This window comes from Nocardia sp. NPDC003269, assembly GCF_042888005.1.
Classification (GTDB): domain Bacteria; phylum Actinomycetota; class Actinomycetes; order Mycobacteriales; family Mycobacteriaceae; genus Nocardia.
This window is the reverse complement of the sequence record NZ_JBIAPA010000001.1, coordinates 1460611-1475927: the sequence shown is the minus strand read 5'-3', so window position 1 is coordinate 1475927 and position 15317 is coordinate 1460611. Positions and strand designations below refer to the sequence as shown.

Below are 15317 nucleotides of genomic sequence, written 5' to 3'. Positions count from 1 at the left end.
GACGTCGAGCGTATTGGAGTGCGCGATGAAGTTTGCTGTTCCGGCTGTTGCCAGCGCGGTCGGCGGCGCCCTGCTGAGCGCTATCGCCGTCTTCGCGATCACGGCCGCGGTGCAGCAGAACTCGGCGCCCTCGATCGACCGCAGCGGTGACAAGGATTCCTCGCTGCTCAACGCTCCTGAATACGGCAGCCGCTGAGTCCGACGCCCGCGCGTCACGCCCCCTAGCGGGGCACCCGGACACGGCTCCACTGGGTTGGCGCTGGTTCGTCGGCACGGTCGTAGCCGCCTTCGTCCTGACGTTCGCGCAGGCGCCAGGGCTCACCGTCGCGGACACCAAGTACGACCTCGCTCAGAACCCGCTCGGATTCCTCGCACGGGCATCGCACCTGTGGAGCAGTCAGGCTCCGATGGGCCAGGTGCAGAACCAGGCCTACGGCTACTTCTTCCCGCACGGCACCTTCTTCTCCGCCGGTCATCTGCTGCAGCTGCCCGCGTGGGTGACCCAGCGCGTCTGGTGGGCGCTGCTGCTGCTCGCCGGGTTCTGGGGCATCGTCAAGCTGTGCGAGACGCTGGGGATCGGCGCGCGCGGGTCGCGGGTGATCGCCGGTATCGCGTTCGCGTTGTCGCCGCGGGTGCTCACCACGCTCGGCTCGATCTCCTCGGAGACGCTGCCGATGATGCTGGCGCCATGGGTACTGCTGGCACCAGCCGCCCTCGGGGTCGCGGTACGGAACCGGCGGGATGCGGGCGGGCCCGGTGCGGCAGCGACCAAGGGGAACAGGCGGGGCGGGGCGCTCTCACCCGCCGGTAGCGCGCTCGCACTGGCTCTGATGGGCTCGGTGAACGCCGTCGCGACCGTGGCCGCGTTCCTGCCCGCCGCGCTCTGGTGGGCCTCCTACCGGCCGAATCGGCGCTGGTGGCGGTTCACGGCCGCGTGGATTCCGCTGCTGGTGCTGGCGACCTTCTGGTGGGTCGTGCCGCTGCTGCTGCTCGGCAAGGTGAGCCCGCCGTTCCTCGACTACATCGAGTCCTCGGGGGTGACGACGCAGTGGGCCTCGCTGGCCGAGGTGCTGCGCGGCACCGACAGCTGGACCCCGTTCGTCTCGCCGGAGCGGATCGCGGGCGCGGTGCTGGTCACCCAGCCCGCCGCGGTGCTCGCGACCGGGCTGCTCGCCGCGGCGGGCATGGCCGGGCTGGCGCGGTCGTCCATGCCGTACCGGGGGCGGTTCACGCTGATCCTGCTGGTCGGGCTGGCCGGCATCTGCGCGGGCTACGTCGGCACGCTCGGCGGTCCGTTCGCCGAATCGGTGCGGGTGTTCCTCGACTCCGGCGGCGCGCCGCTGCGCAATGTGCACAAGCTGGAACCGCTGATCCGGCTGCCGCTGGTGGTCGGCCTCGCCCACCTGCTCGGCCGGGTACCGCTGCCCGCCTCGGTGCCGCTGCGCGAGTGGCGCAACACCTTCGCCCACCCGGAGCGGGACCGGATCGTCGCCGTCGCCGCGCTGATCCTGGCCGCGCTCACGCTGGCCACCTCGCTGGCCTGGACCGGCAAGCTCGCGCCGCGCGGCGCCTACGACCGGGTGCCCGCGTACTGGACCGACACCGCCGAATGGCTGGCCGACAACGCCGCCGACACCCGCGCGCTGGTCGTGCCAGGCGCGCCGTTCGGCAGCCAGATCTGGGGCCTGACCCGCGACGAACCGCTGCAAGCCCTGGCCGAGACGCCCTGGGCCGTGCGCGACTCGGTGCCGCTGAATCCGCCGGGCACCATCCGCGCGATGGATTCGGTGCAACGGCTCATCGCCGACGGCAGGCCGTCGACCGGGCTGGCCGCCACCCTCGCCGATCAGGGCATCGGCGTCCTGGTGTTGCGCAACGACCTCGACCCCGAGACCTCCCGCTCGACCCGGCCGATGCTGGCGCACCGGGCGATCGAGGGCTCGCCGGGGCTGACGAAGGTGGCCGAATTCGGCGACCTGATCGGGCCGCGCGCGGCCGACGCGGGCCTGGTCGTGGACAACGACCTCCAGCCCGCCTACCCGGCGATCGAGATCTATCGGGTCGAGGTGCCCTCGCCGGGCACCCCGGTGACGGTGCGCGGCGGGACCGGCGCGCCGCCGGGATTCCCGGGCGCGTACACCGTGCCGCTGGACACCGTGCCCGTCGTCCAGGGTGGTCCCGAGGTGCTCGAGCGCGTTCGCCGCGACACCGGAAACCCCACGGCCCCGGTGCTGCTCACCGCCGACGCCGCGCGCGCCGGGCTGCCGCCGAAGCCGGTCCTGCTGACCGACACCCCGATGGATCGCGAGGCCGATTTCGGCCGGGTCGACAACCACAACTCCGCCGTCCGCGCCGCCGACGACGCCCGCCGCACGCACAACCTGGTGCCCGACTACCCGGTCGAGGGCACCCCCCTCGTCCGGGGCGAATGGTCCGGCGCGAAGGTGACCGCGTCCAGTTCCGCCGCCGACGCCACCCAGATCGGCGGCGCCGCGCCCGGCAGCTCGACCGCCGCCGCCGTCGACGGCGATCCGAGCACCGCCTGGATCAGCAACGGCGCCGAACCCGCGCTCGGCCAGTGGCTCCGGCTCGATCTGGACAAGCCGATCACCGTCGGCTCGCTGCGTTTCACCACCACGGCCGCCGCGCTGGGCGACCCGGTGAAATGGGTGGAGGTCCGTACCTCCCGCGGCACTGTGTCGGCGCGGATCACCGAACCCGGTGCGCCGGCGACGGTTCCGCTGCCCGCGGGCGAGACGGACTGGGTGATGATCACCGCCGCGCGGACCGAAACCGGTACCAGCGGTGGCCAGTTCGGGATCAGCGAACTCACCCTCGACGACTACAGCGTGCGTGACGCCCCGGTGCGGGTCGACATCCGGCACCGGGTCGTGCTGCCCGACGTCGCGCCGGGCACCACCGTCACCGGCTGGGACCTCGGCCAGGAATTCCCCGGCCGCAGTGCCTGTTTCGACGGCCCCGACCGGGTGCATTGCAGCAAGGGACTCGGCCTGCCCGCCGAGGAGCCGGGCGTCTTCGGGCGCACGCTCGCCGTGCCCGAACCACTCACCGCCAGCACCGACCTGACCGTGCGCACCCGGCCCGGCCCGGCGCTCGAGGCCCTGCTCACCGACCACACCCGGCCGGTGGCGCGCGGCAAGGCCGACGTCGGTGACCTGCGCGGCGCCGCCTTCGCCGCCACCGACGGCGATCCGAAGACCACCTGGACCGCGCCCGAGGCCACGGTCCGCGGGCTCGCCGGGGCCAAACCCACCCTGGTGCTGGAACTTCCGGAACCCGCCGAGGTCACCGGACTCGACATCACCACCGCGCTCGGCGGGCTCCCCGCCACCGCCACCGCCGTCATCGTCAACCTCGGCAACGGTCCGCAGGTGCGCGAACTGCCCGAGCGCGAACACGGCGAACCCGCGCGGATCTCGCTGTACCCCACCGTCACCGATCGCGTCGAGATCAGCATCCAGAGCTGGAACGAGGTGCTCGACCGCACCGCGCTCGGCTTCGTGCTCACCCAGCCGACCGGCCTGGCCGAGGTCGAGGTGCTCGGCCCCGAGTATCCGGCGCACGCGGCGGGCGACCGGCTGGTCACCATCGGCTGTGAAGACGGTCCGGTGATCGCGATCGGCGGTCGCACCGTGCAGACGACGATCACCGCCACCGCCGACGAACTCCGTTCCGGCGCACCGGTGTCCGCGCGGGCCTGCGCGGCGGACGCGGCCGATCTCGAGCTGCTCCCCGGCCATCCCGATCTCACCGTCGCGCCGACCGAGCTGTTCACCGTCGACCGGTTGCGGCTCGTGCGCACCGATCCGATCGCGCCCGCGCCCGCCGATCCGGGCACCCAGCTGCTCGTTCTGCCGCTGAGCACCAATGTGGGCTGGCAGGCGCACACCGCCGACGGGCGCGCGCTGTCACCGGTGGTCGTCGACGGATGGCAGCAGGCGTGGCTCGTCCCGGCGGGCACGACCGGGGAGATCACCGTCTCGTTCCCGGCCGACCGCTGGTACCGGCTCGCCATCTTCGGTGGGCTGCTGCTGCTGATTCCGCTGGTCCTGCTGGCGATTCCGCGGCGGCGCGAGGTGCCCGACGCCGGGCCTGCGCCGGTGACCTGGGGCGTGCGCTGGGCCGCCGCGCTCGGGCTGACCGGTGTCGTGACCGTGGTGTCGGGGCCGGTGGGCGCGGTGTTCACGCTGCTCGCGCTGGCCGGTAGCCGGTTCCGCCCCGCGCTGACCGCGCGGACGCTGCCGTGGGTGGCCGGGCTCGGGACGCTGATCTCGGCGGCCGCGCTGTCCACCGGCACGTGGCGTTCGGGCAGCCCCTACATGGGCGGCTCGCTGTGGGCGCAGGCGCCCGCGGTCATCGCCGTGATCGCGGTCGGTGTCGCGGCGCTGCCACGTCGTCGGCGTTAGCGCGACGCGGCGACCGCCTCGGCCCGCGCGGCGCGGCGGGCGGCCGCGGCCTTGTCCCAGCGCCGGGCCAGCCGCCGCGCCGGGTCCTCGATCAGCGCGAAGCTCGCGGCGGCCAGCGGCAGGGTCAGCGCGGTGGTGAGCACCAGGACGTAGCCGAAGTTGCCGTTGAACGGGAGCAGGCCGAACACCGGGAACACCATGGTGAGCACCACCAGGTGCCACAGGAAGATGCCGTAGGACCAGCGACCCAGCGTGGCGGCGGTCGGCGATTCCAGCCAGCGGTGCGGCGCGGCGTCTCCGGGGCGCAGCACCAGCGGGGCGAGCAGGCCGAACCCGATGATCGTGCCGAGCAGCATCTTCATCGCGTACTGCCACGGCTCCGCCCGCTCCAGGCCGGCCGGGCCGCCGAACTCGGTGGCCGAGAGCAGGAAGGCGGCCAGCGCGATCGCCCACATCAGCGGTTGACTGGCGAACGGCGCGCGCCACCAGGCCTCGGGCCGCGCCTGGTAGATCAGCTCGGCGAGCAGCATGCCCGCCGCGAACCACGGCAGATAGCCGGGCAGCCAGTTGTCGGCGTGGATGGCGTCCGGGGTCGGGACGGGCCACAGATTCCAGGTCAGCGTGACCGCCATCAGCGCGCAGATCACCGGGACGCGCCAGCGCGCGGCGGCGCCGCGCAGCCGCACGATCGCGAAGGCCAGCAGCGGCAGCACCAGATAGAACGCCACCTCCACCGACAGGCTCCACATCTGGGTGAGCCCCTCGGTCAGGGTGAGCGGCACGAACACCTGCAGCAGGAACAGGTTCGACACCCACACCCGCAGATTCGCCGACTGCGCCGCGCCGGGCAGCAGCACCAGCACGAACACCACCACCGCCCAGTACGCGGGGATGATGCGCATGAGGCGATGCAGCAGATAGCGGATCGTGCCGGGGGCGGTGCCGAGCCCGCGCGCTGCGGCCGCGTGCGGGCGCCACAGCAGATAGCCCGACAGCGCGAAGAACACCGCGACCGCCATGTCGAAGCGCTCCAGGATCGGGCCGATGACCGCGATCCCGCTCGCACCGGTCTGGAACGCGACGTGGGTCAACAGCACACCGAGTGCCGCCATTCCGCGCATCCCCTCGAGGGCGGGATTGAAGGCGCGGGGCGGTGAAACGGGGGCGGTAGCGGTCGTCATCACGCTCCAGTCTGCCGTGTCGGCGATTTACCGGGCGCAGCACGGCACACTGCGCAGTCGGGCTGTTAGTGTCGGGGCTCACGAGGGCTAGGTGCAATACCAGACCACCGGAGGATCCGGTGTTCGAACGACGAGGAGAGTTTGCATGGCACTGAGTGCCGGTACCAGAAGGACGGTCGCCTGCGTGCTCGTGGGTCTGGGCGCGGCATTACTCGTCGCCGCGCTGATGATCCCCACCTACACCGTGAGCAAGGTGGCCAAGACTCCGCTCGACCTCGAGATCACCACGATCGCCGAGAACCAGAAGGGCGAGGACAGTCTCGTCCTCGACTCCAAGTCGCTGACCACCGGCGACGGACCCGCCGTCGTGAACAAGGACGTGCCGCTGGTCTCGCAGCGCTTCGTCACCGTCGAGGAGCCCTCCGACGCCGACGAGATGACGCTGCAGGCAGGCCAGACGCTGCGCCGCACCGACGTGCAGGGCGACACCGGTCTGCTCACCGCCACCATCGACCGCGTCACCATCGACCGCGTGACCGGCATGCCGGTCGACACCGAGCCCAACGGCTCGATCGCGGTCACCGTCAACAAGGACGGCAGCGTCATGGAGCCGGTGCAGCACACCGGCCTCGGCTACCGCTTCCCGATCGGCACCGAGAAGAAGACGTACCCGTACTTCGACATCAACGTGCGCAAGTCCTTCGACGCGAACTTCATCGAAGAGACCGAGATCAACAGCACGAAGGTCTACCACTTCCAGATGACCGCGCCGGTCACCAGCACCTGGGACGTCGTGCAGTCGCCGACCAACCGGCTGACCCTGCCCGCGTCGAAGTGGGGCGTCACCGACGTGCCCGCCGATCAGCCGGTCACCATGACCCGCTACTACACCAATGTGCGTGACCTGTGGGTCGAGCCGGAGACCGGCACCGTCATCAAGGGCGGCGAGTCGATCCACCTGTTCTACGCCCGCTCGGCCGACAAGCCCGAGGTGACCGCGCTCAAGTCGCACATCGTGTTCGACGAGAACACCATCGAGTCGCAGATCGCGATCGCCAAGGAGAACACCGACAAGCTGTCGCTGTTCGGCCGCGTCGTGCCGATCGTGTTCGGCATCCTCGGCGTGATCGCCCTGCTCGCCGGCCTGTTCCTCGGCCTGCGCGGCGGCGGCAGCACCCCGCAGCACGCCAGCCCCCGCGGCGCCCGTCCGACCCCGGCCCCCACCGCCGCCCCGGACGACACCGCGAGCTGGGACGCCGACGACGCGCCGACCACCCAGTTCAACCGGGGTGACTACGACGCGCCGACCGAGCAGATCGATATCAACAAGCGTCCCTGAGGGATGTAGTTCCCGCGCACGGCCCCGGTCATCACGACCGGGGCCGTTGTCGTTTCCTGGCCTCGCTCACGTCGTTGTCCACAGATGATGTGGATGCCTGTGGAACCACGCGACTTTCGTTCCCGGGCTACGAGACGCTGCCTGTCGAGACGGTGGGGGCGGGGTTGCGGGTGGTCGCGCGGGCGGCGGTGCGCAGGACGACGACGGCGACGATCAGGGTGGTGACGGCGGCGACCGAGACCGCGGTGGTGATCAGTGCGCCGATGGTGCGGGCGAAGGTGAGCATGAGGGTCACTTCGAGGACCAGGCCGATCCAGGTGACGGCGGCCAGGGCGGTGCGTTCGACGGCGATCGCGGACAGCAAGGCGCCCTGGAGGACGGCCAGGATCGCGCCGTGCAGCGCGAACAGCCACAGCATGCCCTGGATCGGCGCGTAGTCCTGCCCGGCGAACAGCGGGGCGAGCGGGGCAGCCAGCGCGGCACCGAGCACCGCGACGACGCCGATGATCGACAGCACCGACAGCGCGTCGCGGATCGCGCGGGCCGAGTGCGTGGGCTGGGCCATGCGCGGATACAGCACGACGCCGACGGCCTGGGGCAGCCAGAACGCGATCTTCGTCGCGATGGTGCCCAGCGAGTAGCGGCTCGCGTCGACGTCGTCGAGCACGATCCGCACAACGATCAGGTCCGCCGAGGACAGCGCCATGAGCGCCGCCTGCACCTGCACGGCCCGCAGCACCGGCAGCACACCGATCGTCCGGTTCTTCGCCCCGGCGGACTCACGGTCGTCCGTCGCGCCGCGCCGCGATACACCCGCACCGACCTGCGGCGACGCCGACGCAGGGATCGACGAAGCCGCACGCACCCCGGCCTGCGGACCGCCCTCGGCGGACTCGCGGTCGTCCGTCGCGTCGCGCCGCGATCCGCCCGCACCGACCTGCGGCGACACCGAGGCCACGATCGACGATCCCTCGCGCACCCCGGCCTGCTGCGGGTGCGCGGCCGCTCTGGCGTCCGGCTCGCGCCCGGCTTGCTCCGGACGCGCAGCCGCTCCGGCGTCCAGCTCGCGCCCGGCCTGCCCCGGATGCGCGGCTGTCCTGGCGTCCGGCTCCGGCTCGCGCGCGGTCGAGCGGGCGATGCGGCCCGCGATGATCGCCGCGCAGACGATGCCCGCCGCGCCCGCCCACAGCGCACCGGCCGCGCCGCCGCCGAGGGCGAGGGCGAGCAGCGCGGGAGCGACGCGTGCCGTTCCGGCCATCGCGAGCACGGCGGCCAAGGCACGGAAGTGGTTGCCGCCTTGCAGGATTCCCTGTTCGCCGGAGAGCACGACCAGCGCGGGAGCCGCACCGAGCGCGGCGGCGGCCGCCCACACGCCGACGTGCAGCAGCCCGGCGACCACCGGGACCAGCACCACCGCGACCGCGGCGACCAGCGCGGCACACCGCCACTGCATCGCCCGCACCGCGCGCAGATCCGCGCCGCGGACCACCTCGCGCGCCACCACGTTCTGCATGGCCAGCGCGGGCACGGCGCACAGCAGCTGCACGGCGAGCAGGCTCGCGAACTCGCTGTACCCGGCGACGCCGAGCCAGCGGCCTGCGAGCAGTTGCAGCAGGTACCCGGCGACGTTGGCGGTCATCGCGCCTGCCGTCACCCAGGTCAGGTCAGCAACGACAGGGGGGCGACGGACCGAGGACACGCCTCATCGTCGCACCTCCGCGCCCTTCGTATCACCAGTACCCCGAAAATGTGAGTCCGGCCGGACTCACCTTGGTGCCGCCAGCCCGCCGGGCCCGCGACCGATCGACGGGACGTAAGGTGCACTGGCGTGACGGGAGATCGGCGTGCGAGGGCCTGGGTGGCCGGATATTGCGCGCTGCTCGCGCTGATCATCGTCGGACCGCTGGCCGGTTCGGGGTACCTGCTGCTCCGCGACGCCGTCAGCACGCCCCGCTCCTACCTCACCGATTCCGCCCTCGGCCTCGGCGCCGCCGCCCCGCGCGCCGTCCCGCAGGACGCACTGCTCGCCGTATTGTCGCCGGTGATCGACGGTGGCCTGCTGGTCAAGGCGATCCTGATCGTCGCCCTGTGGGCCGCCGGCTACGGCGCTGCCGCCCTCACCCGCGAATTCCTCACCGCATCCACCCCCGCCCAACTCGTCGCCGCCACCATCGCCCTCTGGAACCCCTACGTCGCCGAACGCCTCCTCCAGGGCCACTGGAGCCTCCTCACCGGCTACGCCGCCCTCCCCTGGATCGCCCTGGCCGCCGCCCGCGTCCGACAAGCGACGCAGCCCCGCAGCCAGGCGGTCTCGGGCACGAGTGCGACTAACGGCATCCAGGCCGACGGGGCATCCTCCGGCAGGAACGCGGTACACGGCACCACGGCCGACGGCACGACAACCTCCGGCAGGACCGCGGCACACGGCACCACGGCCGACGGCGCAGCATCCTCCGAGAGGAGCGCGATACACCGCACCACGGCCGACCGCGCAGCGCCCTTCGACAGCAGCGCGACACACCGCACCACGGCCGACCGCGCAGCGCCCTTCGACAGCAGCGCGACACACCGCACCACGGCCGACGGCAACACGTCTTCCACGAAGAGCGCGGCGATCGGCGCCTGGGCTGCGCTGACAGCGGGTTTCGCGGCGGCCGGGCTGACGCCGACGGGGTCGCTGCTGGCCGCGATCATCGGGCTCGCGCTGGTCGGGCGGCGGGCTTTCCTGCCCGCCACGGTCCTGTGGATCCTCACGTGCGCGCCCTGGCTGACCGCGACGGCGCTCGGCTCCGGCGCCGAACCGTCGGATCCGGCGGGCGTGTCGGCGTTCGCGGCCAGGGCCGAGCCGTGGCTCGGCACGCTGGGAAGCCTGGCCGGGCTGGGCGGGATCTGGAACAGCGAGGCGGTACCCGCCACCCGGACGACGCCATTGGCACTGGTCGGCACCGTGCTGTTGCTCGGCATCGTCGCGCTCGGCGTGCGCACTGTGTGGACGCTGGGCCGCGACGGCCGGGCACTGCTGGTGATCGCCGCGCTGGCGATCGTGCTGCCCGCACTCGGCGCGACCGGCCCCGGTCTCGCGGTCGGCGAGTGGCTGGTGGTGCACGTCCCCGGCGCGGGCCTGCTGCGCGACACGCAGAAGTACGTCGCGCTGGCGTTGCCCGCCTACGCGCTGTGCGCGGCAGCGGCGTGCGGAACGGTCCTCCGCTGGGCCCGCCGGACAGCATCGGCACAACCGGGTCCAACGACAAGCCAAGACGTCCAGCACGCCGGTCCGGCGGGCACACCCCTCGCCGGCCCGACAAACTCCGTCGAAGCCGATCCGACGGAGTCGACCCACGCCAAGCCCACCGGCTCGATCGACGCCGGTCCGGCGGACGCCAGCCGGGCTGCACCAACAGACTCCATCGACGCCGGTCCGGCGGATGCCAGCCGGGCTGCACCAACAGACTCCATCGACGCCCATCCAGCGGACGCCAGCGCAGCCGCACCGACAGACTCCATCGACGCCCATCCAGCGGACGCCAGCGCAGCCGCACCGTCACACTCCATCTACGCCAATCCAGCGGACGCCAGCCGGGCTGCACCGACAGGCCCGGTCGATGCTGCACCGACAGCCTCGGACCACGCAGATCCGGGGAACACGGACATCGCCACTCCGACAGCGGCTACCGCACGAACCGAACGCGGAACCTCCACGGTGGCCGTCCTTTTCATAGCCCTGCTGATCCTCCCGCTGGCCGATCTGGCCTGGGGTGTCGGCGGCGAGATGCGGCCGGCGCACTACCCGGCGGGGTGGGCGCAGGTTGTCGAGCGAATGGACGCGCCCGGCGATGTGGCCGTTCTCCCGACCGGCATGTTCCGCCGATTCCCCTACAGCGGAACAGCTCCCGTGCTCGATCCGGCGCCACGCATCCTGCCGAACGACGTGCTGCAAACCGGTGAGCTGCGGGTCCGGGGCTACGCCGTCAACGGTGAGGGCAACCGGGCGCGCCGGGTCGAGGACGCGCTGCTCAGGGGCGCGGCACCCGCTGAGATCGCCGCGCTCGGCGTCGGCTGGATCGTCGTGGAACGCACGACGCCGGGCCCGCTGGGCGACTCCGGGAAGACCCTCGCCGCGGCGGAACTGGCTTATCAGGACGCGGATCTGGCCCTGTACCGGGTCGCGGACCACGCCCCCACCGATATCGCCACGCCGGCGCAACGGTGGATTTCCGCGGCGGCGCACCTGCTGTGGGCGACGCTGCTGATCGGCGGATTGCTCACCGCCGCACTGCTTCCGCGCCTCAGTCCCGCGCGGGCGGGGCGACCAATCCGGTGACGAACGCGCCGCGGGCGGCGGCGGACAGCACCTCGTAGACCCCGGAACCGGTCTGCTCCCAGGAGAATTCCCGTGCGCGGGCCCGCGCCTTCTCGCCCATCATGAGCCGGGTCTCCGGATCGGCCAGCAGGTCGGCGGCCGCCTCGGCCAGCGCGGGGGCGTCGTCGACGAGCAGTCCGGTGACGCCGTCGACGATGGAGTCGGTGAGGCCGCGCGAGCTGCGGTAGCCGATGGTCGGCACGCCGTGCTGGGCCGCCTCGATGACGGCCAGGCCCCAGCCTTCCTTGCGCGACGGCATCACATGCACCCACGCGGTCGACAGGATCTCGTGCTTGCGCTGTTCGTCGACGTGGCCGTGGAAGGTGACGGCGTCGGCGATGCCGAGCTCGTCGGCGCAGGCGCGCAGGTTCGGCGCCCACCAGCCGTCGCCGATCACGTCGAGGTGCACGTCGGGGAAGCGCCCGCGCAGGGCGGCGACGGCGGTCAGCGCGTCTTCGATCTGCTTGTGCGGAACGAGGCGCGACAGCACGGCGATGCGCGGATGCGCGGCGCGGGTGCCGTCGGCGCCGGGGACGACCTCGGCGGGCACCGGCTCGGCACCGTTGCGCACGACGGCGATGCGCTCGCGGTCGACGCCGAGCACCGCCAGCTCCTCGGCCGAGGGCAGCGAGACGGTCAGGTACTGGTTGTCGCGGTGCACGCGCGGCGAGAGCCGCGACTCGATCCACCAGCCGATCCGCCCGACCAGCTTGCCGGCGACCGGCCACTGCTCCCGGTGGCCGTGGTGCACCAGCACCACCGAGGGCACACCGGTGGCCGCGGCGAAGAAGGGAATGCCGTTCTGGGTGTCGATCACGACGTCGGGACGCACTCCGCGCAGGGGGCCGATGCCCAGCCGACCTGCGACGATGGCGGCCAGCGCCCGGGGATAGACGGTGAAGCGCCCGCCAGCGCGGCTGATGTCGATGCCGTCGATCCGCTCGCGGCGCGCCGCGCCCGGGTAACCGGCCGTCCGCAGGGTGACCTTGATCCCGCGGGCGGCCAGCTGGGCGCCGACCTGCTCCAGGTACCGCTCGCTGCCGCCGCCCTGCGGGTGCCCCGTGTCACGCCAGCACAGCAGGAGGACTTCACGCACGGTCGGGGCTCGCAATCGGTTCGGTCGAGGACAAAGGTCGGCACCCACCCTAGCGGGTGTGGTCTGCGCGACACATCTGTATCGGCACGTCCGTCCCGCTGTGTCCCGCCGGACCACGCGATCGGCCCCGGTGACGCTGCCCATAAACTCTGGCCGTGCCGACCGCATCCCTGCCGAGAACCGAGCAGCCCGTCCAGCGCCGCGACCAGTCCAGGTTCGCGCGCCGCGCGACGCTGCGCCGCTCCCTGCGGCTGCTCACCAGCTTCCGGTTCGAGCAGTCCGACCCGGCCAGGTTCTACGGCGGCATCGCCACCGACAGCGCCGACCTGATCGGCGACTTCTACGCCGACATCACCGGCCGCGACCTCACCGGCACCGTCGTCCTCGACGTGGGCGGCGGCCCCGGGTACTTCGCCGACGAGTTCACCGCGGCGGGGGCGCGCTACGTGTCGGTCGAGCCCGATCCGTCCGAGATGCACGCCGCCGGCCTGCGGGTCTCCGGGTCGGTCCGCGGATCGGGCATGGCACTGCCGTTCCGTGACGACGCCTTCGACGTCTGCTTCTCCTCGAACGTGGCCGAGCACGTGCCGCACCCGTGGGTGATGGCGGAGGAGATGGTGCGCGTGACCAAGCCCGGTGGCCTCATCGTGTACTCCTACACGGTGTGGCACGGGCCGTTCGGTGGTCACGAGACCGGCCTCTGGCACTACCTCGGTGGCGAGTACGCGGCCCGCCGGTACCGCCGTAAGCACGGCAGGGAACCGAAGAACAGGTTCGGCAGGTCACTGTTCGCGGTGACCGCCGCCGACGGTTTGCGCTGGGCGGCAACGACTTCAGCCGACGTCCGGACGGTCTTCCCCCGGTACCACCCGCGCTGGGCGTGGTGGCTGGTTCGAGTTCCGGTGATCCGCGAGCTACTGGTGAGCAACCTGGTGGTCGTGGCCACCAAGGGCGATCAGGCCAGCCAGCTCAATCGACGCGACCGGCGGACCGGCTCGGGTAGCGCGGCCACCCACGGCGACTCCTGAATCGCCAGGCCCACCGTCTCCAGCGTGGTCAGGCCGACCTGATCAGCCAGCGCCCCGACCATCGCGACCGCCTCAGCGGCCTGAATGGCGGCAGTTGCCTGCTCGATCGTGAGCGTCCGGCCGGGCAGGAATGACACAACCCATCCCCCGCTGCCTACACTCTTCGCTTGATGGTCGGTCTGGTCGCTGGTCATCAACGATCGGCCGATCACTTGCACAGCCATGAGTCGGTCTCCCCAATTCGCTGTAAAGGTCTGATGAATCGAGCGAGCTGATCAGTAGCTAAAGCATCCCCTTTTCAACAACAGAACGCAATAGTGCGTTTACCCGAAAAGCGAACCGACAGGTTGGAATTCGCCCTGTTCACAGTCGTTGCGGCACAGCGAATTAGAACGTGTTGCAGACAACCCGGCCACAAAACTGTAACGTGTTCTTATGCACTACGACAGTCTGTTCATCGGCGGGAAGTGGACCACCCCTGCCGGTAGTGACCGCATTTCCGTGGTCTCACCCGCAACGGAGGAGACCGTCGGCAGCGTGCCCGCGGTGACGAAGGCCGATGTGGACGCCGCGGTCGCCGCGGCCCGCGACGCCTTCGACAGCGGACCGTGGCCATCCACACCGCCACTGGAACGAGCAGAGGTGCTCACCAAGGCGGCCCGACTGATCGAGCAGCGTTCGCCCGAGTTGCTCGCCGCGCTCACCGCGGAGATGGGCGCGCCTTCGTTAGCCGCCTTGACGCTCAACCAGCTTCCGGCCGTCGCCGCGCTGGACGCGTGGGCGGCGCTGGCGAAGACCTTCCAGTGGAACGACACTCGCACCGGCCTGTTCGGAACCTCGCGCGTCTCACGGGAACCCCGCGGCGTCGTCGCGGCGATCACCGCCTGGAACGTCCCGCTGTTCCTGGCCGCCAACAAGCTCGGCCCCGCCCTGCTGGCCGGCTGCACCGTGGTGCTCAAGCCCTCGCCGCTGACCCCGCTGACGGCCAACATCCTCGCCGACATCTTCACCGAGGCCGGTCTGCCGGACGGCGTGCTCTCCGTCCTGCCCGCCGACGCCGCGGAGAGCGAGTACCTCGCGAGCCACCCCGGCGTCGACAAGGTGACCTTCACCGGCAGCACCGCGGTCGGCCGCAAGCTGGCCGCGATCGCGGGCGAGCAGCTCAAGACGGTCTCGCTGGAGCTCGGCGGCAAGTCGGCCGCCATCGTGCTCGAGGACGTCGACCTCGCCGCCAGCATTCCCGTGCTCGCGTTCTCCGGGTTGATGAACAGCGGACAGGGCTGCGTCGCCCAGACCCGCATCCTCGCCCCGCGCAGCCGCTACGACGAGATCGTCGACGCGCTGGTCGCGCACGTCAAGACCATGCAGGCGGGCGACCCGACCGACCCGGCCACCCAGCTCGGCCCGCTGATCAGTGAGAAGCAGCGCGAGCGGGTGGAAGGCTACATCGCCAAGGGCAAGGAAGAGGGCGCGCGCCTGGTCCTCGGCGGCGGCAGGCCGGCCGGCGTCGAGCGCGGCTGGTTCGTCGAGCCGACGATCTTCGCCGACGTCGACAACGCGAGCACCATCGCCCAGGAGGAGATCTTCGGCCCGGTGCTCTCGGTGATCCCGTACGAGACCGAGGAGGAGGCGATCGCCATCGCGAACGACTCCGACTACGGCCTCGCCGGTTCGGTGTGGACCACCGACATCGACCACGGCCTCGAGGTCGCGGCGAAGGTGCGCACCGGCACCTACGCCATCAACTGGTACGCCTTCGACCCCACCGCGCCCTTCGGTGGGTACAAGAACTCGGGCATCGGCCGCGAGAACGGCCCGGAGGGCCTGGACGCGTTCTGCGAGCAGAAGTCCGTGCTGATGCCGATGGGCTGGACGGCGGAGTAGTC

Annotated in this window: 10 protein-coding genes; 6 read left to right on the top strand and 4 right to left on the bottom strand. The window is 71.7% G+C overall.

The window, feature by feature from the left end:
- Positions 1-25 precede the first annotated feature (25 nt).
- Entirely contained in the window at positions 26-196 is a 171-nt protein-coding gene (locus ACFYWJ_RS06725) for a DUF2613 domain-containing protein (protein ID WP_181698846.1), read from the top strand.
- Positions 177-4427 carry an alpha-(1->3)-arabinofuranosyltransferase gene (locus ACFYWJ_RS06720; protein ID WP_387161422.1) on the top strand — a complete coding sequence of 1417 codons (4251 nt, stop codon included), beginning with the start codon at positions 177-179 and terminating at the stop codon, positions 4425-4427. The genes ACFYWJ_RS06725 and ACFYWJ_RS06720 overlap by 20 nt, the downstream gene beginning before the upstream one ends.
- Here the strand turns inward: ACFYWJ_RS06720 and ACFYWJ_RS06715 are convergent.
- Positions 4424-5608, bottom strand: coding sequence for an acyltransferase (locus ACFYWJ_RS06715; RefSeq protein ID WP_355274948.1), 1185 nt, complete (start codon positions 5606-5608; stop codon positions 4424-4426). The two genes, ACFYWJ_RS06720 and ACFYWJ_RS06715, sit on opposite strands and share 4 nt — an antisense overlap.
- A gap of 145 nt (positions 5609-5753) precedes the next feature.
- Between ACFYWJ_RS06715 and ACFYWJ_RS06710 the strand changes: the two genes are divergently transcribed.
- The gene (locus ACFYWJ_RS06710; RefSeq protein WP_355274951.1) at positions 5754-6947 is read left to right on the top strand and encodes a DUF3068 domain-containing protein; all 1194 of its coding nucleotides are present in this window, start codon (positions 5754-5756) and stop codon (positions 6945-6947) included.
- A 127-nt stretch (positions 6948-7074) separates the two neighbouring features.
- Here the strand turns inward: ACFYWJ_RS06710 and ACFYWJ_RS06705 are convergent, their stop codons facing one another.
- Complete coding sequence (locus ACFYWJ_RS06705; protein ID WP_355274953.1) at positions 7075-8586, bottom strand: polysaccharide biosynthesis protein; 1512 nt, start codon at positions 8584-8586, stop codon at positions 7075-7077.
- A 189-nt stretch (positions 8587-8775) separates the two neighbouring features.
- Between ACFYWJ_RS06705 and ACFYWJ_RS06700 the strand changes: the two genes are divergently transcribed.
- Positions 8776-11268: a hypothetical protein gene (locus tag ACFYWJ_RS06700; RefSeq protein WP_355274956.1), complete on the top strand. Its 2493-nt coding sequence runs from the start codon at positions 8776-8778 to the stop codon at positions 11266-11268.
- On the opposite strand, the gene ACFYWJ_RS06695 is transcribed toward ACFYWJ_RS06700, so the two are convergent.
- Positions 11234-12403, bottom strand: a complete 1170-nt coding sequence (locus ACFYWJ_RS06695) for a glycosyltransferase family 4 protein (RefSeq protein ID WP_355274958.1) — start codon at positions 12401-12403, stop codon at positions 11234-11236. The genes ACFYWJ_RS06700 and ACFYWJ_RS06695 overlap by 35 nt on opposite strands.
- 155 nt (positions 12404-12558) lie before the next feature.
- On the opposite strand from ACFYWJ_RS06695, the gene ACFYWJ_RS06690 reads away from it, so the two are divergent.
- Positions 12559-13431 carry a class I SAM-dependent methyltransferase gene (locus ACFYWJ_RS06690; RefSeq protein WP_355274961.1) on the top strand — a complete coding sequence of 291 codons (873 nt, stop codon included), beginning with the start codon at positions 12559-12561 and terminating at the stop codon, positions 13429-13431.
- Here the strand turns inward: ACFYWJ_RS06690 and ACFYWJ_RS06685 are convergent.
- Positions 13359-13655: a hypothetical protein gene (locus ACFYWJ_RS06685; protein ID WP_355274964.1), complete on the bottom strand. Its 297-nt coding sequence runs from the start codon at positions 13653-13655 to the stop codon at positions 13359-13361. The genes ACFYWJ_RS06690 and ACFYWJ_RS06685 overlap by 73 nt on opposite strands.
- A gap of 211 nt (positions 13656-13866) precedes the next feature.
- Here ACFYWJ_RS06685 and ACFYWJ_RS06680 point away from each other — a divergent pair, with 211 nt between their 5' ends.
- The gene (locus ACFYWJ_RS06680) at positions 13867-15315 is read left to right on the top strand and encodes an aldehyde dehydrogenase (RefSeq protein WP_355274967.1); all 1449 of its coding nucleotides are present in this window, start codon (positions 13867-13869) and stop codon (positions 15313-15315) included.
- Positions 15316-15317 lie beyond the last annotated feature (2 nt).